Here is a 19,334-nt window from a genome sequence, read left to right on the forward strand (position 1 = left end):
TTGATTTGTATCTCCATTATAAATTGATTTTTCCTTTAAACGGTTTAATTAAAGATTTTTTGTTAGCGATTTCTTTTAAATTTTAGTAAACTATATACAGCATTTATTAATCTGGGGAGGCATATGAAATGGGTCATGAAGTGAAAAGACTTTTAATCAATTATAAAACAATAGAAGAATTTAAAAATTTTCGAGAGTATGGAGCCGCTGAACTTTATATGAAAGAAGATTTAGAAGAGAATTTAATCGAGAATGATAGCGAATCGCCTTTTTACGGAATTTACTTCGGAAAAAAATTAGTTGCGCGAATGAGCCTATATCGAATCAATCAAAAATACGATCGGTATTTCGAACCTTCACAAGATTATTTAGAATTATGGAAATTAGAGGTTTTAGAAGCCTATCGTGGTAAAGGGTACGGACAATCTTTGGTGAATTTCGCCAAATCCTTCAAACTACCTATTAAAACAAATGGTCGTGTCAATTCAAATGACTTCTGGCATAAAATGGGATTTACTGAAGTTACTTACCAGCCCGATCGAGACCGTGGTGAAAATCCATTTGTTTGGTACCCGGATGGTGTACAAGAGCAGCCGGCCGATCAATAAAAAAGTAAATATTATAAATAAAAGGTTCGAGAACTCAAGGGTTCTCGAACCTTTTTTATAAAGTTAATTTCCTAGCTCTATCCATAATCGATAATAAAGAACGATAATCTTCCTTCATGATTGATTTTTCTTCCTCAACCTTAGCAAGCCTCTCTCTCAAACGCTGGTTTTCAATTTTTAAATGTTCATATTCATCAGGTTGTGGCCTAAGCTTCATTGAATGTTCATACTCTGAAAGAAAATCGATCACTCTTTCCATCGTTAATGGCTCATTTTCATTCCAGATGTTTTCATCTTGCTCAAGTTCCGCTTCAATGATTTCTTCCTTCTCCACTGATACATTAGCATCTGGTTCTACTTCTTCTTTTTTCGATTTAAAAACCCGAACGTTTTTCTTCTTTTCCTGCGGTCGTTCCACTTCCTGTTCTTCTGAAGCCGGCGCTTTTATAGCTTTTATTTTGGTCCGTTGTTTTTTTGCAAGGTGAATAGCAGATTCATATTTTTTTCGAATCGTTGAATTCCATCTAAATCCACAAGCCGCACTTGTTCTTGAAAGTTTTTGCCCTACCTCCTCAAATGCCGCTAACTGTGTGCTTCCTTCTCTTATATGTCTTAGTACAACTTCTGCTAGAATCAAATCTTCATCTGTACTCCAAGCATCTTGACGAATGGTTGTCATATGACCCCTCCTTTATCAATCATTGATCTAATCATATGCAGCAACTACTAAAGATAGACTTTGTTCTAGTAAATGAGTATATCCTTTTTTGCTATAGACTATTCACAAAGATTTGTGGTCATAGATTTTACAGTGTTCAAGCTTACATTAGAAAACAAACAATGGATTTATGGTCATACAGTTCCTTGGAATAATGAGCCAGTTTCGTTCAGTCCAACTATGCTCTTATTCAGTAAGAAAACAAATAAAAAAACAAGCGATAATATTATCACTTGTTTTTCCTATTATTTACTTACTACTTCTTGGCCTTTATATGAGCCACACTCTTTACAAACACGGTGAGCCAATTTTAACTCTCCACACTCTGAACACTTCACCATACCAGGTACCGCTAATTTGTAGTGAGTACGACGCTTATTTTTTCTTGTTTTAGATGTTCTTCTAAAAGGTACTGCCATCATTCCCACCTCCTTAAAGGTAATGCGTAAAAACCTTACGCTTGCATTTATGAAAGGAAGCCGATTCTATCAAAACCGTACTTCGATTTTCTTACTCTTTCTCAAAAAATTTAGCTAAGTCAGCTAATCTAGGATCCATTTTGTTTTGGCGGTCTGACTCTGTTACTACTTGCCAATCTTTTCCTTCAGAGGGCGCTTTTTTGCTATCATCCTCTTGCACTTCATCAGCAAAGATTTGGATAGGTATTTCCAGTAAAATTCTTTCATAAAGATATGCACGGAAATCCAAATATACTCCAGATAACTCCACCAATTCTTCATGACCATCTTCATCAATATGATACCAATTTTCACCCTCGCGAAATTGCTCTTTGGAGGATATGTTAATTTTCAAAGGTACATCCACTAATGTTCTAGAGCATGGAAGAATAAGTTCAGTATCTAAATGATAAATAATGTTTAGCACATTTCCTACATATTCAACTCTACCCGATACAGTTGCCATTTGAATCGAGCGAATGTTGGATTCACTCTTTTTGACCTCTGAAAGATCGATCTTTTCGTTGAATATAAACGGCTTATGCTTTGCTGTTTTTAGTTGTTGTATAGTCCATTTCATTTTATATCACCTCTAAGGCAACAAAAGTAATTATAAATCTCCCAATTTTTTTTGTCAACCTTTTTTCTTTACAGTCTTTCCTTTATAATGAATATAATAAAGAATTTTGTGCTTGATTTTTCATTTTATCACGTAAAAAAACCGGCGTAAAGACTTGCCTTTTTTTATACGCCCATTTCCTTTAAAAGGAGTTTCATAATGAGTCATTCAGTTGGTTTGATCGTAGAGTACAATCCATTTCACAACGGACATGCCCTTCATTTACAAACATCCAAACAACTTTCAAATGCTAATATGGTCGTTGCTGTCATGAGTGGCTTCTTTCTGCAACGCGGAGAACCTGCTCTTCTTCCAAAATGGGAAAGAGCACGAATGGCTTTAATGGCAGGAGCAGACCTCGTGATTGAGCTTCCTTATTATTATTCCGTTCAAAAAGCCGAACTATTCGCAGAAGGTGCAATCAAAGTATTATCAGAACTAGGTGTCCATTCTGTTAGCTTTGGTAGTGAAAATGGAGATATTCAAGATTTTAAGGAATTGATTTCGTTTATTCAGCAGCATCAATCTGAATGGGATGAGCTTGTGCGGATGGAAATGAAGTCTGGTAAAAGCTACCCTAAAGCAACCTCTAATGCATTCGAGGCGATTAACAGTAATCAAAAGCCAAGTCTGTCATTATCACAACCGAATAATATTCTAGGTTACCACTATTTACGAGCTATCGAAAAATTTGCTCCTACAATGGAGGCTTATACACTTAAGAGGACAAGCGCTCAATATCATGACGAACAAATCCCTATTGAATCAATTGCTAGCGCTACAAGTATTAGAAAAGCCCTTTTCGAAGAGAAAAATCTTCATTTGATTAAACATGTTGTTCCTACTTCAACGTGGGACATTCTCTCTCAGTATGAACAAGCATTCAACAGCTTTCAACAGTGGGAATCGTATTTTCCTTATTTGCAATATCAGCTCATCACCTCTACTCATGAGCAGCTAAGAGAAATTTATGAATGTGAAGAAGGGTTGGAATTTCGGTTAAAAGAAGCCATTAAACAATCAACTAGCTTTTCGGACTTTATGAACAAAATTAAAACAAAGCGGTATACTTGGAACCGACTTCAACGTCTCTTAACGCACATTTTAACCCAAACGACCAAAAAGGAAATCGATCAGCTTCTAGCTCTCGAAACCCTTCCTTATCTGCGGCTTTTAGGAATGAGCTCAAGAGGACGAGAGCACTTACGAAAGAATAAAAAGGAAATAAATACTCCTATCATAAGTCGCTTTGCCAATGCTTTTGGTCCTTTAAAAGAACTAGATGAGCGAGTAGCAGCCACTTATGCTACTGGTCTCCCTAACATCGCAAGGGGCAATGGAATGTCATCTGAATACAAACAAATTCCTATTCAGCTTTAATTAAAACCATTAGCCAGGAACAAAGACCTTTCCTGGCTAATGGTTATTTTGGCTGCAATTCGTCTAGAAAGGTAATGGCATCATCTATTGTTTCTATTGGGATTACTTCTAGTGATGCTTCGATGTCGATAGCAGCTTTCTGAGCTTGTTCGAAATTACTTCCTTCTACTAAATCAGTCGATGGAGCAAAAAAGTAATCCGCCCCAACCCTTTCAGCTGCCACAACTTTTTGAGCAATCCCTCCAACAGGCCCTACTTCACCTTCTTCGTTAATCGTTCCAGAGCCCGCTACCTCATAACCTTTCGTTAAGTCACCTTCACTTAGAGTATTAAGAATCTCCAAGGAAAACATTAAACCTGCAGATGGTCCACCTATTTGAGCTGTATCAATTTGAATTTCAGGCTCAAACGTAACTTCCTTTGCGGTAACAGGGCCTACAATACCCATTCCCACTTGCATCTCTTCACCCGTTTGCAATTCGTCAGGAAAAATAGAAAAGCCTATTTCATATTCTAATTCTTCGCCACTTCTTAAAATTTTAACTGTCACTTCATCATCAATCGTTTTATCAGCAAGCGAAGAAAATAAATCTTCTACATCTAAAATAGGCTGACCGTCAATCTCCGTAATGATGTCACCAACACGTAAAATAGATGATGCTGGCATTCCATCAATTAATTGTGTAACATTTACACCCAAATAATCAATCTCCACTGTTTTTCCAGCTTTCTCATAAGCGATAATAGTAGCAGCTTCTTGAGAATTTTTCATATGCATTAATTGGCGATGCTGATACTCTTCATCTGTTTCTCCATCTATTCTCACCTGGCTTTCCGGGTGAATGACACGATAAGGGCTGAAGTAAGACCATAAATAGAAAAATACATTTGCTTTACCCATTTTTACGGTCGTCAGCATGAAATGTCCTTGCTCTTGCTCATCCTCAAAAACAGACTCTTCCATTTGAATATATTGGCTCAACCTTTCAGCAGAGCCAGGTTCCGAATAATAAAAAGGTATCGGTAAAAAATAAAGAATAAATATAATAAGTACTAAAAATATATATCGCTTCTTAAGCATTGGTCGTTTTTCAGCGCTCAATGTGGTTCTCCTTCCAATCATTTATCTTTTCTTTTAACTCTTCTATCCTCTCTTTTGCAGCTACCTCTCCTGCTTTTATGATAGAAGATACATCCTTAAATAGAAGTCCATTTGTTTGCTTTACAATCGGCTTTATCGTAAATGAATTCTGTACATCCTCTGTTTTACTACTCATTTCCTTCGCCATCATATCAATGGTCATCATAATCACATCAAATATAGTAAGTAGCTTTTGCTCTACTTTGTATGCACTTACGTCTACACCAATAACAATATCGGCCCCCATTTCCTTCACTACGGAAGTAGGCACTCTTTCTAGCACACCACCATCAACCAGCACCTGGTCATTCTTAGTAACAGGGACAAATATTCCAGGTATGGAAATACTAGCTCTTACAGCTTCAGCAATATCTCCTTCTTTCATAATGACTTTCGTTCCAGATATTAAATCAGCCGCAACAATTGAAACGGGAATCGGTAGCTCCTCAAGCTTTTTAGATTTCGCAAGGATACGAATTAGTTCTACCACTCTTTCACCCTTTATAAAGCCAAGCTTAGGAATGGTGTAATCCACGTAAAATTTCCTTTTAAATAAGGTCGCAAATCTTTCCATAGTTTCCGTAGTATGACCTACTCCATACAAACTAGCTACTAATGCACCCATACTGCTTCCAGCTAAATAATCTATCGGTATTTTTTCCTTCTCTAATACTTTTAATACACCAACATGAGCAAAGCCTCTGACACCACCTGCTCCTAGAGCTAAGCCAATGGTAGGTCGCTGCTTAGTCATTACATCAACTCCTATCATACGATTTCCTCTGTTCTTTTTCAATCATATGGTCTAATTTTTCGAAGTAGACGTATATTTAATGGTAGTAGAAAAGACGAGCTCTAAAATCAGCTTAACTTGGATATGGTTCTTTAAATGACACGCTTTTGAAAAGTAAAGGAGGTTATTCTTTTTGAATTCAAAAAGAGCCCATACCCTCATATTAGCTAGCACCGCTCTCTGTTTAGCGGTTGCTTTAATGTTATTTCCTAAAGAATCCTTAGAAGCATCTGTTCGAGGAATGAATATTTGGTGGAATGTTGTGTTTCCTTCTCTTCTACCTTTTTTTATTGTCTCTGAATTGTTAATTAGTTTTGGTGTCGTCACCTTATTGGGCTCTTTGCTTGAGCCATTTATGCGACCACTTTTTCGCGTTCCAGGAATTGGTGGTTTCGTTTGGGCGATGGGACTTGCTTCTGGTAATCCTGCTGGTGCAAAATTATCTGCTAGATTAAGAAAAGAAAACAAAATTACAAAGATTGAAGCTGAGCGCTTAGTATCATTTACTAGCTCTTCCAACCCACTTTTTATTTTTGGTGCTGTTGCGGTTGGTTTTTTTCATAATCCAGCACTAGGTATTCTTCTTGCCCTTGCTCACTATGGAGCCAATTTAATGGTCGGCTTAATGATGAGGTTCTATGGTGTTCGTGATCATTCAGCTTCTGAATTTAAAAATGAAGATACTATAGTTAGAGGTACGCCTCTTAAAAATATGGTGACCATTCTACATAAAGAGCATCAAAAGGATGGAAGGCCACTAGGAAAAATATTAGGAGATGCAGTCCAATCCTCGGTTCGAACCTTATTAATGATTGGTGGTTTTATCATATTATTTTCAGTCATTAATAAGGTTTTATCCTTATTAGAGGTCATTAACCTCCTATCGATTTTTGTTAGTTTTTTGCTTTCATTTATTTCATTACCAACGGAATTAAGTCAACCTATTATTTCGGGATTATTTGAGATGACGATTGGTGCTGGTCAAATAAGTGAAACAACTGAAGCGAGTCTATTACATCAAGTGATTGCGGTTAGCTTTTTATTAGGATTTAGCGGCTTATCTATCCAAGCACAAGTAGCAAGCATATTAGCCGAAACAGACATTCGTTTCAAACCATTCATCATCGGACGTATCCTTCAAGGAATTCTAGCCTCAGTACTTTCCTTGCTTTTATTTAAACCAATCTATTTAGAAAGAAGACATGTAACGCTTTATGAGCAAGTAGTGCCTACTTTTCAAGTCCATTCTTTTTCCGAGAACATTTGGACGATATTTTTAACGTATTCCCCTCTTATTACACTTATTTTTCTTATGCTATCTATATTCATATGGACTAAAGAGAGATTATATCCACATAAAACAGCCTAGCATTGGAGCTAGGCTGTTTTGTAATCTTGCTTATGTATTTCCTTTGAAACGTTCCTTTAATGCTAGCGCAACATGTTCAGGGACCAAATCATCAATTTGACCATCATGTTTGGCTACCTCTTTCACTATACTTGAGCTTAAATAGGAATAATCATTTTTAGTCATCATAAAAACCGTATCCACTTCCTGAGCAAGCTTTTTATTCATTGAAGCGATTTGCATTTCATATTCAAAATCCGAAACCGCTCTTAGGCCTCTTACAATGACATGAGCATTCCGTTTTTTCATATAATCAATTAATAATCCGTTGAAAGTATCAATCTCTACATGTTCTAAATGATTGGTTGCTTCCTTTAAGAGCTCTACTCTTTCCTCTACAGTAAATAAAGCTTTTTTCTTTGAATTATGTAAAACAGCAACTATCACATGTTCAAAAATTTCTGAGCTTCTTGTAATAATGTCCAGATGACCATTTGTAACTGGATCAAAGCTACCCGAACATACGGCAATTTTTTTCATGTGGTCCTCCTTTATTCATTGATTATTTTTTAAAATTGAAAAATAGAAATGCATGTATCTCCATATTTCTCCTGTCGAGTCATGGTTAAATCGCCAATGTTTTCTGGTAACGCTCGTTCTTTACTATGTTCACATACAATCACACCAGATTTTTTCAATAATTCAAAATCAGCGATAATCGCGATTTCGTTTGCGATGTCTTCTATAGCATAGGGAGGATCTAAGAAGATTAAATCAAATTGAATCTCTCTTTTAATTAAAGCTTTTATTGCTTTTTTAGCCTCATTACGAAATACTTCTACTTTTGTTTCATATTTACATTTGGCTAAATTTTCTTTAATGGTATGAATAGCCTTGCGATCTTGATCAATGATAATCGCCTTTTCCATGCCTCTACTTAAAGCTTCTATTGATAAACCTCCGCTTCCTCCATACAAATCTAGAAGAATTCCTTTTTCAAAATAAGGACCAATCATATTAAAAATCGATTCCTTTACTTTATCTGTAGTGGGTCTCGTTGATTTCCCTGGTACTGCTTTTAAAGGCAACCCTTTTTTTTCACCTGAAATGACTCTCATTTTTCATTCCCTACTTTCTCCTTTTCAACTAAAAATTATTTTATCATAAGTTACTTAAAGAAAGGAATGTCAATGAATAAGAGGATTTTAGAATTTAAGCGGTCATGTATATTTTGTACAGTCTTGGTCATAATGAAACTAGCAGCATTATTACAATGTTGCTGCAACCGCGGAGAAGACTTACGTTTCCCCATAAGTTCTTCCTCCGGTTTCTCCTCTCCCATAGCCTGATTACATACGGAATGTATGTGTATGGGCACCTCGTAGGGTTTTCTTACGAGGTTTTTTTTATGAATGGTACAATGATTCCTTCTTTCTACTTTCTTTACTTTAAGGTAAACTAAGAGACGAACTGAAATGAGAGGGGTATTGTAATTAGATGATACAGAGATTTATTGAGTTAGGGCAAGGCTATTCAGATTTGTTTGAATTAATGGAAATAGCTAAAAGAAACCAAGATCGAATTTCTGCCTTCGTTCGATTAGATGTAGAGAAAGACTCACAAAAAAAGTCATCTCTAGTCGTCTTGCTAAATCCAACCGAACAAGGTTCTTTTATGCCTTTATATATTTGTTTAGAAGGAATTCCTCATAAGAATGGCATAGAATCCAATAACAGATATGAATTATTTTCAGCACTAGGAAAGCAATTTGAAGTTCCAATAAAAACATTAGAAGTGAAATCCTATACTCAATTTGCGGAAAAAGATTTATATTATCAATATTTAATTGGAATTTTTCGTCTAAACAAACTAATCCCACCTCTTTCATAAAGGTGGGATGATTTATTTAAGAAGGAGATGGTGATTCGCTTCTTTTTTTCATTCTCAATTTCTTTTCTTCTATAAACGTTTTTTTAGCCGATGGCATCACCTTAAACTTAACAATCCATACATTGATGAATAAAATAATAGCACTTATAATAAACAACCCTCTAATGGTAAAGGTAGTCGCTAGCCAGCCCCCCAAAATCGGACCTAACATATTACCTAAATACATAAAGCTATTAGAAAATCCATATGTTCTACTTTCCATCCCAACTGGTGAATGAAGCCTTATGAGCATATTGGCAGCTGGCAACAAGCCTCCTACACATATCCCTAATAAAAAGCGCAAGCCAATTAACATCCATATATCCGTTACAAACGCCTGTGGAATAGATAAGATTGCGACACCAATCATCGCACAAAATAATACATTATGAGCACCCTTTTTATCTGAAACCCTTCCTAAAAAAGCAGAAGACATCATATTAGAAAAACCTAACACAGCTACGGTTAATCCTGCAAAAAAGGCTGTATTTTGATGAGGAGTTAATTCTCCTACATAAAGTGATAATAGAGGATTTACGCCCATTACTGCAAATTGAATAAAGAAAATTACAATATATAATGATAAAACAGGTTGTTTTTTTGTTACGATTTTAAAATCTATTAAAGAATTTGACTTCTGAGGTTCCTTTTTAGGTACAAACCGTTCGTGGACAAAAAATAACACAACTAGTGCAGCAAGTAAGATACTCGCTCCAGTGACAAAGAAAATCGTTTGAAAGCCAAAAACCTCAGCCATAAGACCACCTAATAATGGGCCTATAATACCTCCCGCTACTGCACCTGATTGAAGAATACCTAGAGCATATCCGACTTTTTCTTTTGGTGTGTTTGTAGAAACAAGACCAATTGATGCTGGGATAAACCCAGAAACGACCCCATTTAATAAACGGAGCATTAAAAGGGCTACTGGTCCGGTAGCGAACCCAGTTAATCCGATGACAATAGCCATCCCAAACCCCGATCGTAAAATCATTAATTTTCTCCCATGTTTGTCAGCCATTCTCCCCCAAAATGGAGAAAAGAGAAAGGCCGTCAGAAAATTTGCTCCGAATATAACACCTGTCCAAACATGAATTGAGGCTTCATTTTCTACCCCTAAATCTTTTAAGTATAAAGGTAGAAACGGGATAATCATGGTCATTGCGCTCGCTACTATAAACTGACATACAACTAATATCCATAAATTACGCTTCCAATTTTGCATAGTTCCATTCACTTCCCTATTTATATTATATATTTCGCCATACGAAATAATCAAATAGGCTGAGCGTGTTTAATGGTTGTTTATCCCTTCACCTCTTCAAATTTCGATTACTTTGTTCTATTCCTAGACTTTTTGATTTTTTAATAAAATGCATTAAAAAACTAGATACCTGATCGGCACCTAGTTAAATTCCCATTTTATAATCATACTCTTTTGCCTTATCTGGCTTTGAGTTTTGATATTCTGTTTTGACAAAAGGTCTCATAGATGGCTTCACATCTTTTACAAAGTGAAGGGATTGAAGCTTTTCCATGACTTCAGCTGTTTTCTCTTGATCACAATAGAAAATAACATATTTCATTTTTTTTGAAACATACTGAACATGCCCAAATCTTCTTAATTGTCTCGCAAATTTTAAAGAACTTAACCAAACAGCAATTCCTTGTCTATTACCTACTAACATTCATCGGTTCTCCTTTTTCAATAGGTCTATCATTATTTTATCATTTCAACATGATGACGGCAATAACTTCAATGGAAAATGCTCCTAGATAACATGACATCCTTCCATAATATTTACTTCGCTCTTATTGTAACACCCTTCTCTAACTGTTAATCAAATAATTAGAGAAAAATTAAACCCTTATATAAAAGAAAAACGATTTTACCTTATTAGATAAAATCGTTTATTTATTAAGCACTACAGCTGCAGGAACCACCTGATCCACAGCCTCCAGAGCAGGACATTTGGTCAAAATAAGGATTTCCTGTTGGTACTTTTATCGTATGAGAAATGGAATGCGCTAAAATTCCGCTTATTTCATTTAATAGCTGCTCTAATTCTTTTTCAGCTTTTTTAAAATCCGTCACGAGCGGATGCAAATCAAGCTCTCGTTTTTTCTGACGAATTGTTGTAGAAATTTCCTTATAATCCGGGTGATATTTCCCGAAACGCTGAACCTCTTCATATTGATCTTTCATTTGATTAAATTCGTAGATTACTTTTTGCACTTCTTGATCATCTTGAAGTTGTTTTTTCTTCGATATATAGTCAGCATATACATCAGATTCTGTAATCGCCTGACTTAAATCTGACGAACAATCAATTAAGTCCATCCATGTCATTGTTGCGAGCACACTCTCACCCCCTACTGTATGATAACATGTTACAACAGAGCTTATAAATGATCAACTTGAATGATTTCATCTATTGCTTTTTATATTGACTTTTTCCCCAATCACCACTATAATTTTTTCGACTGTCTAAGTGAGCTTTATAGCTTTTACGAAAAAAGAAAATTGAATAGGAGATACAAATTGTGAATTTTGTAACCTTTAATCCCTTTCGTACTATCGGAATTCCTCATATTAAATATGTCAAACCAGAGCATATGTATCAAGAACGAAATAAAATACTTGATGCCGACTTTTGTTTATTCCCAGAAAATTGGCAAGTTAACTCATTAGTTTATGGTATGAAAAAAAAGATTTTCCCAAGTATTCAAAGCATTCAATTAGGCTTTAATAAAATAGAAATGACCCGAGCACTTTGGAGTGTTTGTCCTCAATATGTTCCTAAAACCGTTATTTTGGGTCGCAATTCAGATAATATTCGTTCTGTTCTTGAAGAATTCCCCTTTCCTTTTGTAGCAAAAGAAATTCGAAACTCGATGGGAAAAGGAGTTTTTCTTATTGAAAGTAAGGAACAATTTCTAGAGTATGTAGAAAATAACCCCTATTTTTATGTTCAGGAATTTTTACCTATTAAACGAGATTTGCGAGTTTGTATTGTTGGAGATGAAATCATCGCTGCCTATTGGCGGGAGAATAGCAATACCTTTCACAACAATGTTGCACAAGGTGGTATCATCAATTATGATCATATTCCTCCTATCGCTTACGAAATTGTAAAAGATGTTGCCCATTTGCTAGGAATTGACCATGCTGGCTTCGACCTTGTGTTCGTCAATGATCAACCGTATATTTTAGAATTTAATACTCTATTCGGAAATCAAGGCTTTCAGCAATTGAATGTAAGTGTTGAACAGAAGATTTATGAATATTTAAATAGACTTTCCGAAAACTAATCATAAATAAAAGACTTTGAGGATTATTTCTCAAAGTCTTTTCTCTACTTTAAAGCAACTTTTCATACATATCATTAGCAGCATTAAATTATTGTATGGCTTGATCAACGGTCGTTTTGCCCATTTTGAACATTTCGATCATCATCATGGCCAGCCCTAAATTATTTTGCATTTTCTCGACTCGCTGAGGCCATGTTTTTCCATAAAAATAATTTGCTTCCTTTTCTAATTGTGGAATTTGGTTAGGATTTCTTGTTAACCTTCTATACCAAAAAGGATTTTGACGAATGAAATCCCGTAATTCCGGCTTTTCATTGAGTAATTGCTGTATTTCCATCCTCATGATGTACCTCCCTCAACTATTAGTCTTTTCTAAAGGAAAAGGAACGATCCGTTGAATTGGATCCTGATGAGCTTGAAGGCTTTTGAAAGGTTTGAATGACATTTTGAACATTTCCTAAAAAGGAACTGAATTGTCCTAAATGGTTTTGTAAATCGTTAATATTCATTTTTTTAAACATAGAAACTAACTGTTGTAGCGTTTCTCCTGAGCTTGCTTCTGATTGCGATTGATTACTTTCACTGTTAAAGCTACTTCCTTCACTTTCCGATTGGTTTGTTGGTTCTTCCACATTCAAAGTAGGCTTATATGGCCCCCACTGTTCATGACTATCCCCTAGTATTGTCCACTCTTCATAAAACTGCTGTAATGTTTTTTGGTTGGATTGTATAGCTTCCACAATACCTGGATGCACTTTGACAAATTCTTTGAATTGTTGGACAGAAGGATTTAATTTATTTTTTGACATCCTATCAACCTCCATTATAGACCAAGTCACTATATACTATTATGGTCATTTGTCCAATGTGCATCATTTTTTAATTTTGAAGCCAAGGCGTCAGAAAGTTTTGAGTAAAATAATCCTGATGAACCCCAACTCCTAAATGAGTAAATTCTTCATGCAATAAATTGACACGATGTCCTTCGCTATTTAACCAACCTTCTACCGCTGCAATACCGTCCACATAATGAGCAGCAATATTTTCACCTGCTAAACGAGGGCTTATGTCTCCAGCCTCAATTCGATCTCCTAACTCACCAAATTGTGGGGAAACGTGGGAAAAATATTGATTTTCAAACATGTCCATACTATGCAAATAGGCGACCTCTGAAATAGGTTCATCCCAATCAAAAGGATCCAGATCATGTCGATGACGGATGATATTCGTCACATCAAAGATTTGTTTTTCTTCCCCACTTTCTATTAACTTCTGCTCTTCCTCTGTAAAAGCAAGTTCTTCTGGTAATTCGCCTCTATAAGAGACCGAATAGGGTCTTTGTTTAATTAATACATCATGATTGAATATACGAATGCTTGAAACTTGATTCGTATGTTGGTCAAAATAAAACTGAATCCAAACATCATCACTATGCTGAACTAATGGTCTAATTTTTTGGTCTTCATCACTTAATTCAAACTGGAAATGACCCCAACTATTTCGAGCGGACACTTGTTCTTCAAACGTATGAATGTCATCCATCTCTTCGTAACTAGATGCCCACTCAATTGGTAAATCATGAACAATATCTCCAATAAAATAACCCGTTACGACCTCTTCATTTTCTATGCCTAATTGAGCATAGCTTGATTCAGATAAAGGATATACCCACCATTCATAACCGTAGCTCGATAAATCCTTTCTTTCTGGTTCGCCAAACTGGTCGACAATCTCTGCTTCTGATTGACCTATGAAAAGTTCTGATTCACTGTTAATAGTAACTTCTTTTTCTTCGTTGCTATCAGAATCTTCTCCATTTACAGACTCCTCTTCCGTTTGAGAAGTCTCTTCTTGTTCTGCGTTATACACAATAGGTGAAACCTCATGAGATGGAAACCACTCACTTATTTGATCACTATAGACATATTCAAATAATGCGATCGCAATAAATAATAAAACACATGTAAAAATAATCATTTTTTTCATCATGCTGGCTCGCCCCACTTCTCCATTTTTCTATTAAGGATTGATTCGCAATAAACCTACGTATATCCTCTCTCTAATTCTGTAACCTTCTGTCATGGAAGCATGAATCAGTGTCGAAACGGTGAAAAAAAAGAGATCTCTAAACAAAATCTAACGGTAATAGATTGCAACTGAAGCTTTTTCATACTATCATTAATAATGGACATAGTAAGATGAAAAGAAGGAGGATTACTTCATGAAATTTGAACATATCGAATTAGCCGATAAAGAAATTAGATTTGAAACTTTACACTATGAAGCTGAAAAACTTGGCTTTGTCCATGCAGAGCAGTGGGACTATGAAAGAGTTATGTTTGATATGAAAATACATAACAATCAAGAAATTTATTATCTTAGAGTACCAGCTTATGCGATCAAGGGCGACATTCCTAAGGACGAAACCATCGTCAAGGTTATGACACCTATTCTCGGTAAATATTACTACCCACATGGTGTAGAATATGCTGGTGAGGATTTCCCAGAAGCTGTCGTTAATCGTTCAAACACGAAGCTACAGCAGCTAAAGGAAGCCTTAGATAAGAAATAAAAACCAGGGGATCCTGGTTTTTTTTATAGGCTAACATAACTTAGTGTATTTGCAAAGAAATATGATGATTTACTAGTTTTCTCTAATCGTGACTATACGAAAGTCAAGTTCAGGACTTTTAATTAGTTCATACTCTATATGACGTTCAATTTGCTCTTGTTCGCCATTCAGATATAATAATAAAACCTCTTCATTTACATTAACAAAATAATTATCATTTTCTTCCGCATCCACTAAAACATCATTCACTTCCATGTGGATAAGTTCTTTCGAGGCATTCCCTTTAATTAAATCATCAAAATATCTTCTCAAACTATGATAAAAACTATTATTCGGGATTAAATAAGGCTCTAATATATCAAAATCCTTTTCTTCTATCGAACTAATCATGGCTTCCTTATACTCAGTGACAAATTGCTCTGCCTCTTCATACAATTTTAAATCCTCTACCTCAGTCACTTGCACTTGGCTACGATTATCAAAGCAGCCGACGAGTAGAAAGGATAGGAGTATTAAGACGGTCATTTTTTTCAAAATCAAAACTCCTTTTCTTTAGCTTGTCCTTCTTTCTCTCTTAATAGTAAGGAGAAATTAAAATATACACTAAAACACCTGTTAAGCTGACATACAGCCAAAGGGGCATCGTCCATCTAGCGATTTTACGATGACGGTCAATTTCCATATTCCATGCTCTAGTTACGGACATTAGAGCTAATGGCACAATCACAGCCGCTAATACAATATGAGTAATTAAAATAAAATAATAGAAGCCGGCCAAAAATCCATCTCCACCATATGAGGTAGAAGTGGACAGAAAATGATGAGCGACATAGGTAATAAGAAATAATGACGTCGTCACAAATGCTGCATAAATGAAGCGTCTATGCCATGTAACGTTTTTCTTCAAAATAAAAATTAAGGCTGTTAATAAAAAGAAGAACGTAAATGTATTAAAAATCGCATTCATTAACGGCAAGATTTTCACATCAAATAGGTCAAACCCTTCATAGGCAGGCATTCTTGATAAAATCAGGACTAAACCATTAATGATTACCGTCACGATAAAAATGAGTGGCTTGTAATTTCTTTTTTTAACAGGTTCATTTGTTTGTACGTAGTCTTTTTGACTCATAATGACAACTCCTTACGAAACGTAAAAATCTTCTCAACCCCTATATTATACATGATTACATTTCTGAATACTTCTATTCATGTCACAATCTTATGAACAAACCTATAAAAAGAGATAATACTCATGAACAAATGTTTCCACACATGTTAGGTGCATGGATGTTCGCTCCCCCAAGACACTTCGCGTTTGGGTGGGAGCTACCGAATTAACTTTTTTAAAAGTGGATTTCACCATGCCACTTCCTCCCACTGTAGTATCCGTGCTTAGTGTCCGCTAGCTTATGCCTTTCAGAGGGAATCTACCCGTTCAAAAAAATCCTCCTTTTTTTCACAAGAAGGGTTAAGGTTCGTTATGGATGTTTGCATCCATTACACATCATTTCCAATTTCTCTCATATGGTGATTTTAAAAAAGTTTTTGTCCCGGTCTCATAAAAAACCCCTTCTATAAGAAGGGGTTACTTTTTAATATTTAGTTACACCAAGCAATAGCATTAAAGCTGCGATTGTTGGTACGGTAATAAAGATACCAGAAATCATAAAAGCATTTGCCCAACCATGATCCTTATCTTTCATATGCATAAAGAATAGCAACTGAAGTGCTAATTGTATCGCTGCTAAAATTAGTATAAATGGTACGGCAAACGAATGAGGTATAATGTCACTCGCTACTGCAGCAAATGCAAGAATCGTTAAGAAAATCATCAGTGCAAAAACGACAATTTGACGCTTAATTTCTTTTTTCGTCTGACGCTTTTCTTCTTCTGACATCGCACTTTTATCAAAAGATTGACTTAAATTATCTGCCATACGATCAGCCTCCTACTCCCATAAGATATACGACCGTGAAAATAAAGACCCAAACTACATCAATAAAGTGCCAGTATAGACCAGCTACATAGAATTTTGGTGCATTTGTTAACGTAATTCCCGCTCTTGCATTTTTAACTAAAAGAACGATAATCCAAGATAAACCAAATGCTACGTGAGCTCCATGTAATCCAACAAGAGAATAAAAGGCAGAACCAAACGCACTTGTTGAGAAACCTAAGCCATAGTGATGAACATACTCATAAAATTCATAAATTTCGAAGCCAAGGAATGCGAGACCTAATAAAACGGTCACCGACATCCAAATCATAAGTCCTTTAAAATTATTCTTTTTCATAGCAAACATCGCTAATACACTTGTTAAACTACTTGTTAAAAGAATAACCGTCATAATAAACACGAGTGGCAACGAAAAAATTTCATGTGCTGCTGGACCATCTGCGACTCCATTTCTAAGCCCTAAATAAGTACCAAAAAATGTAGCAAATAGAATCGTTTCACCACCAAGGAAGAACCAGAAGCCGAGAAATTTGTTTTTACCTTCTAAGGTCGCCCTCTCTGGATGAGAAGGTAAGCCCTTCGAAGTATCAACGTGACCCGCCATTTAGTTTCCTCCTTTCGATTTCATTTCTTCTTTAACACGAGAAACCGGAATGTAATAGCCATGATCATCCTTAATTGAACGGACAAACATCGAACCGAATGTAATAGCTAAACCGATAACAAGTACAACTAATCCACTTCCACCATATATCCAATGTGGTGACATCATAATTGCACCAAAGCCTGCAATATACAAACCAATAGAGATAATTAACGGTAAAATCGAACCGTTTGGCATGTGAATGTCTTGTAATGGCTCAGCTGGTTTCATCGTTCCATCTCCATGAACCTTTTCATAGAACAATGGGTCAAGGGAACGAACTTGAGGAGTTTGAGCAAAATTGTATTCAGGAACTGGAGTTGGAATTGCCCATTCTAATGTACGAGCATCCCATGGATCCGCTACTGTTACACGCTCTCCTTTAATTGCTGAGTAAACGACGTTTATAACGAGTAAGATGACAGCGGCTGACATAAAGAACGTACCGACTGTACTTATAAAGTTAAAAGCATCTAACCCTTGGTCGCCAAGATACGTGTAAACACGACGAGGCATACCCATTAAACCTAATAAATGCTGAACAAAGAACGTTAAATGGAAACCGACATAGAAAATCCAGAAAAAGAGTTTTCCAAGCGTTTCATTAAGCATATGTCCAAACATTTTCGGATACCAATAGAATAATCCCGAGAATAATGCAAGAACAATACCCCCAACAATAATATAGTGGAAGTGAGCCACGACGAAGTATGTATCGTGGTACAAATAATCTACAGGGGCCATCGCAAGCATAACCCCGGTTACTCCACCAAGAACAAAAGTTGGTACAAACGATGAAGCAAATAACATCGCTGTATTAAAGGTAATTTTTCCGCCCCACATCGTGAGGAGCCAGTTAAATATCTTAATTCCGGTTGGTACTGCGATGGTCATGGTTGCAATCGCAAAGATAGAGTTTGCCACAGGTCCCATACCTACTGTAAACATGTGGTGAGCCCATACCATGAATCCTAAGAAAGCGATAATCATCGTTGCAAATACCATCGCTGTATATCCGAACAAGCGCTTTCTTGAAAATGCAGGAATGACTTCCGAAATAATACCAAATGCAGGCAATACTAAGATATATACCTCAGGGTGACCAAATATCCAGAAGATATGCTGCCAAATCACAACATTTCCTCCCGCATCTGGGATAAAGAATTGACCATCAAACACACGATCTAGCATTAATAGCGCTAAGCCAGCTGCTAGTGGTGTAAAGGCGAATAAAATTAAAGTAGAAGATATAAATGATGTCCATACAAACAATGGAAGTCTCATCATTGTCATTCCAGGAGCACGCATGTTTACGATCGTAACTAAAAAGTTAATCGCTGATACGAGCGTACCGATCCCAGATACTTGTAATCCAAGTACATAAAAGTCAATTCCAAGTCCACCGTATTCCTGACTAGCTAATGGAACATAAGATGTCCAACCAGCATCAGGTCCACCACCAAAGAACCAACTTGTACTTAATAATAATCCCCCTGAAAGGAAGATCCAAAATCCTAGTGCATTTACAAATGGGAAAGCTACATCACGAGCTCCTATTTGTAAAGGAATAATAAAGTTCATAAAAGCAAAGAGCAACGGTGTCGCTGCTAGAAATAGCATGATTGTTCCATGCATCGTAATGAATTCATTAAAGGTTTGCCCACTTAGGAAGTTCATTTGAGGCATAATTAATTGAATTCGCATGAATAGAGCCATCACACCAGCTTTAACAAAGAAAAGCGTACCCGCAATTAAGTACATAATTCCGAGCTTTTTATGGTCGACTGTTGTCAGCCAATCCCAAATAACGCTTTTATCTTTCGTATGTGCATGTGTAGCCAATGGGGTTCCT

25 protein-coding genes are annotated in these 19,334 nt (G+C 36.1%); 6 read left to right on the top strand and 19 right to left on the bottom strand.

Features of this window, described 5'->3' with window-relative positions; translation table 11 throughout:
• The first annotated feature begins 128 nt into the window (after nucleotides 1–128).
• Nucleotides 129–608: an N-acetyltransferase gene (locus tag AZF04_RS02285; RefSeq protein WP_045480156.1), complete on the top strand. Its 480-nt coding sequence runs from the start codon at nucleotides 129–131 to the stop codon at nucleotides 606–608.
• A gap of 55 nt (nucleotides 609–663) precedes the next feature.
• Here the strand turns inward: AZF04_RS02285 and AZF04_RS02290 are convergent, their stop codons facing one another.
• The 3 genes from AZF04_RS02290 to AZF04_RS02300 form a co-directional block, all read right to left on the bottom strand.
• On the bottom strand, nucleotides 664–1,287 hold the full coding sequence (locus AZF04_RS02290) for an RsfA family transcriptional regulator (RefSeq protein ID WP_045480153.1): 624 nt from the start codon (nucleotides 1,285–1,287) through the stop codon (nucleotides 664–666).
• Nucleotides 1,288–1,571: 284 nt separating this feature from the next.
• Nucleotides 1,572–1,745 (bottom strand): 50S ribosomal protein L32, encoded by a 174-nt coding sequence (gene rpmF / locus AZF04_RS02295; RefSeq protein WP_003321705.1) that lies wholly within the window; start codon nucleotides 1,743–1,745, stop codon nucleotides 1,572–1,574.
• A 91-nt stretch (nucleotides 1,746–1,836) separates the two neighbouring features.
• A complete protein-coding gene (locus tag AZF04_RS02300; protein ID WP_061947380.1) occupies nucleotides 1,837–2,364 on the bottom strand; it encodes a YceD family protein in 528 nt (175 codons plus the stop codon).
• Nucleotides 2,365–2,562: 198 nt separating this feature from the next.
• Here AZF04_RS02300 and AZF04_RS02305 point away from each other — a divergent pair, with 198 nt between their 5' ends.
• Nucleotides 2,563–3,783, top strand: coding sequence for a nucleotidyltransferase (locus AZF04_RS02305; RefSeq protein ID WP_061947381.1), 1,221 nt, complete (start codon nucleotides 2,563–2,565; stop codon nucleotides 3,781–3,783).
• A gap of 43 nt (nucleotides 3,784–3,826) precedes the next feature.
• Here the strand turns inward: AZF04_RS02305 and AZF04_RS02310 are convergent, their stop codons facing one another.
• Both AZF04_RS02310 and AZF04_RS02315 read right to left on the bottom strand, forming a co-directional pair.
• A complete protein-coding gene (locus tag AZF04_RS02310) occupies nucleotides 3,827–4,885 on the bottom strand; it encodes a YlbL family protein (protein ID WP_235599900.1) in 1,059 nt (352 codons plus the stop codon).
• The gene (locus AZF04_RS02315; RefSeq protein ID WP_045480145.1) at nucleotides 4,875–5,678 is read right to left on the bottom strand and encodes a patatin-like phospholipase family protein; all 804 of its coding nucleotides are present in this window, start codon (nucleotides 5,676–5,678) and stop codon (nucleotides 4,875–4,877) included. The genes AZF04_RS02310 and AZF04_RS02315 overlap by 11 nt, the downstream gene beginning before the upstream one ends.
• 172 nt (nucleotides 5,679–5,850) lie before the next feature.
• Here AZF04_RS02315 and ylbJ point away from each other — a divergent pair, with 172 nt between their 5' ends.
• Nucleotides 5,851–7,086, top strand: a complete 1,236-nt coding sequence (ylbJ, locus tag AZF04_RS02320) for a sporulation integral membrane protein YlbJ (RefSeq protein ID WP_061947383.1) — start codon at nucleotides 5,851–5,853, stop codon at nucleotides 7,084–7,086.
• A 30-nt stretch (nucleotides 7,087–7,116) separates the two neighbouring features.
• Here the strand turns inward: ylbJ and coaD are convergent, their stop codons facing one another.
• From coaD to AZF04_RS20910, 3 genes are read right to left on the bottom strand one after another with little or no spacing between them, the layout of a single operon-like run.
• The gene (gene coaD, locus AZF04_RS02325; protein ID WP_045480139.1) at nucleotides 7,117–7,605 is read right to left on the bottom strand and encodes a pantetheine-phosphate adenylyltransferase; all 489 of its coding nucleotides are present in this window, start codon (nucleotides 7,603–7,605) and stop codon (nucleotides 7,117–7,119) included.
• Between the two features lie 29 nt (nucleotides 7,606–7,634).
• Complete coding sequence (gene rsmD / locus AZF04_RS02330; protein WP_045480137.1) at nucleotides 7,635–8,183, bottom strand: 16S rRNA (guanine(966)-N(2))-methyltransferase RsmD; 549 nt, start codon at nucleotides 8,181–8,183, stop codon at nucleotides 7,635–7,637.
• Nucleotides 8,184–8,233: 50 nt separating this feature from the next.
• Entirely contained in the window at nucleotides 8,234–8,377 is a 144-nt protein-coding gene (locus AZF04_RS20910) for a hypothetical protein (RefSeq protein WP_169802503.1), read from the bottom strand.
• 185 nt (nucleotides 8,378–8,562) lie between these two features.
• On the opposite strand from AZF04_RS20910, the gene AZF04_RS02335 reads away from it, so the two are divergent.
• Nucleotides 8,563–8,955 (top strand): DUF7147 family protein, encoded by a 393-nt coding sequence (locus AZF04_RS02335; RefSeq protein ID WP_045480134.1) that lies wholly within the window; start codon nucleotides 8,563–8,565, stop codon nucleotides 8,953–8,955.
• A 16-nt stretch (nucleotides 8,956–8,971) separates the two neighbouring features.
• Here AZF04_RS02335 and AZF04_RS02340 read toward each other — a convergent pair whose 3' ends face one another.
• The 3 genes from AZF04_RS02340 to AZF04_RS02350 form a co-directional block, all read right to left on the bottom strand.
• Entirely contained in the window at nucleotides 8,972–10,219 is a 1,248-nt protein-coding gene (locus AZF04_RS02340; protein ID WP_045480131.1) for an MFS transporter, read from the bottom strand.
• Nucleotides 10,220–10,403: 184 nt separating this feature from the next.
• Nucleotides 10,404–10,682 (bottom strand): YlbG family protein, encoded by a 279-nt coding sequence (locus AZF04_RS02345; protein ID WP_045480128.1) that lies wholly within the window; start codon nucleotides 10,680–10,682, stop codon nucleotides 10,404–10,406.
• Between the two features lie 230 nt (nucleotides 10,683–10,912).
• The gene (locus AZF04_RS02350; protein WP_061947384.1) at nucleotides 10,913–11,356 is read right to left on the bottom strand and encodes a YlbF/YmcA family competence regulator; all 444 of its coding nucleotides are present in this window, start codon (nucleotides 11,354–11,356) and stop codon (nucleotides 10,913–10,915) included.
• 182 nt (nucleotides 11,357–11,538) lie between these two features.
• Here AZF04_RS02350 and AZF04_RS02355 point away from each other — a divergent pair, with 182 nt between their 5' ends.
• Entirely contained in the window at nucleotides 11,539–12,306 is a 768-nt protein-coding gene (locus tag AZF04_RS02355; protein ID WP_061947385.1) for an ATP-grasp domain-containing protein, read from the top strand.
• A gap of 88 nt (nucleotides 12,307–12,394) precedes the next feature.
• Here AZF04_RS02355 and AZF04_RS02360 read toward each other — a convergent pair whose 3' ends face one another.
• The 3 genes from AZF04_RS02360 to AZF04_RS02370 form a co-directional block, all read right to left on the bottom strand.
• Nucleotides 12,395–12,649 (bottom strand): YlbE-like family protein, encoded by a 255-nt coding sequence (locus AZF04_RS02360; RefSeq protein WP_045480118.1) that lies wholly within the window; start codon nucleotides 12,647–12,649, stop codon nucleotides 12,395–12,397.
• Between the two features lie 19 nt (nucleotides 12,650–12,668).
• Nucleotides 12,669–13,115, bottom strand: a complete 447-nt coding sequence (locus AZF04_RS02365; RefSeq protein WP_061947386.1) for a YlbD family protein — start codon at nucleotides 13,113–13,115, stop codon at nucleotides 12,669–12,671.
• A 70-nt stretch (nucleotides 13,116–13,185) separates the two neighbouring features.
• Nucleotides 13,186–14,295 carry a CAP domain-containing protein gene (locus tag AZF04_RS02370; RefSeq protein WP_061947387.1) on the bottom strand — a complete coding sequence of 370 codons (1,110 nt, stop codon included), beginning with the start codon at nucleotides 14,293–14,295 and terminating at the stop codon, nucleotides 13,186–13,188.
• Nucleotides 14,296–14,527: 232 nt separating this feature from the next.
• On the opposite strand from AZF04_RS02370, the gene AZF04_RS02375 reads away from it, so the two are divergent.
• Nucleotides 14,528–14,878, top strand: a complete 351-nt coding sequence (locus tag AZF04_RS02375; protein ID WP_045480112.1) for a YugN family protein — start codon at nucleotides 14,528–14,530, stop codon at nucleotides 14,876–14,878.
• A gap of 72 nt (nucleotides 14,879–14,950) precedes the next feature.
• On the opposite strand, the gene AZF04_RS02380 is transcribed toward AZF04_RS02375, so the two are convergent.
• The 5 genes from AZF04_RS02380 to ctaD form a co-directional block, all read right to left on the bottom strand.
• Nucleotides 14,951–15,403, bottom strand: coding sequence for a TcaA NTF2-like domain-containing protein (locus AZF04_RS02380; RefSeq protein WP_412459193.1), 453 nt, complete (start codon nucleotides 15,401–15,403; stop codon nucleotides 14,951–14,953).
• Nucleotides 15,404–15,452: 49 nt separating this feature from the next.
• On the bottom strand, nucleotides 15,453–16,010 hold the full coding sequence (locus AZF04_RS02385; RefSeq protein WP_061947389.1) for a DUF420 domain-containing protein: 558 nt from the start codon (nucleotides 16,008–16,010) through the stop codon (nucleotides 15,453–15,455).
• Between the two features lie 463 nt (nucleotides 16,011–16,473).
• On the bottom strand, nucleotides 16,474–16,818 hold the full coding sequence (locus tag AZF04_RS02390; protein ID WP_061947390.1) for a cytochrome o ubiquinol oxidase subunit IV: 345 nt from the start codon (nucleotides 16,816–16,818) through the stop codon (nucleotides 16,474–16,476).
• A gap of 4 nt (nucleotides 16,819–16,822) precedes the next feature.
• Nucleotides 16,823–17,443 (bottom strand): cytochrome (ubi)quinol oxidase subunit III, encoded by a 621-nt coding sequence (locus AZF04_RS02395; protein WP_061947391.1) that lies wholly within the window; start codon nucleotides 17,441–17,443, stop codon nucleotides 16,823–16,825.
• Nucleotides 17,444–19,324, bottom strand: coding sequence for a cytochrome c oxidase subunit I (ctaD, locus tag AZF04_RS02400; RefSeq protein WP_061947392.1), 1,881 nt, complete (start codon nucleotides 19,322–19,324; stop codon nucleotides 17,444–17,446).
• Nucleotides 19,325–19,334 lie beyond the last annotated feature (10 nt).

Source organism: Alkalihalobacillus trypoxylicola (assembly GCF_001590785.1).
Taxonomy (GTDB): Bacteria; Bacillota; Bacilli; order Bacillales; family Bacillaceae_D; genus Alkalihalobacillus; species Alkalihalobacillus trypoxylicola.

What these genes read in the sequence shown, in the direction of transcription:
- AZF04_RS02380 (WP_412459193.1), bottom strand. Translation starts at nt 15,403, where the DNA reads ATGACCGTCTTAATACTCCTATCCTTTCTACTCGTCGGCTGCTTTGAT.
- AZF04_RS02360 (WP_045480118.1), bottom strand. Translation starts at nt 12,649, where the DNA reads ATGAGGATGGAAATACAGCAATTACTCAATGAAAAGCCGGAATTACGG.
- AZF04_RS02395 (WP_061947391.1), bottom strand. Translation starts at nt 17,443, where the DNA reads ATGGCGGGTCACGTTGATACTTCGAAGGGCTTACCTTCTCATCCAGAG.
- AZF04_RS02305 (WP_061947381.1), top strand. Translation starts at nt 2,563, where the DNA reads ATGAGTCATTCAGTTGGTTTGATCGTAGAGTACAATCCATTTCACAAC.
- AZF04_RS02370 (WP_061947387.1), bottom strand. Translation starts at nt 14,295, where the DNA reads ATGATGAAAAAAATGATTATTTTTACATGTGTTTTATTATTTATTGCG.
- rsmD (WP_045480137.1), bottom strand. Translation starts at nt 8,183, where the DNA reads ATGAGAGTCATTTCAGGTGAAAAAAAAGGGTTGCCTTTAAAAGCAGTA.
- AZF04_RS02345 (WP_045480128.1), bottom strand. Translation starts at nt 10,682, where the DNA reads ATGTTAGTAGGTAATAGACAAGGAATTGCTGTTTGGTTAAGTTCTTTA.
- coaD (WP_045480139.1), bottom strand. Translation starts at nt 7,605, where the DNA reads ATGAAAAAAATTGCCGTATGTTCGGGTAGCTTTGATCCAGTTACAAAT.
- AZF04_RS02385 (WP_061947389.1), bottom strand. Translation starts at nt 16,010, where the DNA reads ATGAGTCAAAAAGACTACGTACAAACAAATGAACCTGTTAAAAAAAGA.
- AZF04_RS02365 (WP_061947386.1), bottom strand. Translation starts at nt 13,115, where the DNA reads ATGTCAAAAAATAAATTAAATCCTTCTGTCCAACAATTCAAAGAATTT.
- AZF04_RS02290 (WP_045480153.1), bottom strand. Translation starts at nt 1,287, where the DNA reads ATGACAACCATTCGTCAAGATGCTTGGAGTACAGATGAAGATTTGATT.
- AZF04_RS02315 (WP_045480145.1), bottom strand. Translation starts at nt 5,678, where the DNA reads ATGACTAAGCAGCGACCTACCATTGGCTTAGCTCTAGGAGCAGGTGGT.
- AZF04_RS02300 (WP_061947380.1), bottom strand. Translation starts at nt 2,364, where the DNA reads ATGAAATGGACTATACAACAACTAAAAACAGCAAAGCATAAGCCGTTT.
- AZF04_RS02390 (WP_061947390.1), bottom strand. Translation starts at nt 16,818, where the DNA reads ATGGCAGATAATTTAAGTCAATCTTTTGATAAAAGTGCGATGTCAGAA.
- AZF04_RS02340 (WP_045480131.1), bottom strand. Translation starts at nt 10,219, where the DNA reads ATGCAAAATTGGAAGCGTAATTTATGGATATTAGTTGTATGTCAGTTT.
- rpmF (WP_003321705.1), bottom strand. Translation starts at nt 1,745, where the DNA reads ATGGCAGTACCTTTTAGAAGAACATCTAAAACAAGAAAAAATAAGCGT.
- AZF04_RS20910 (WP_169802503.1), bottom strand. Translation starts at nt 8,377, where the DNA reads ATGGGGAAACGTAAGTCTTCTCCGCGGTTGCAGCAACATTGTAATAAT.
- AZF04_RS02335 (WP_045480134.1), top strand. Translation starts at nt 8,563, where the DNA reads ATGATACAGAGATTTATTGAGTTAGGGCAAGGCTATTCAGATTTGTTT.
- AZF04_RS02285 (WP_045480156.1), top strand. Translation starts at nt 129, where the DNA reads ATGGGTCATGAAGTGAAAAGACTTTTAATCAATTATAAAACAATAGAA.
- AZF04_RS02375 (WP_045480112.1), top strand. Translation starts at nt 14,528, where the DNA reads ATGAAATTTGAACATATCGAATTAGCCGATAAAGAAATTAGATTTGAA.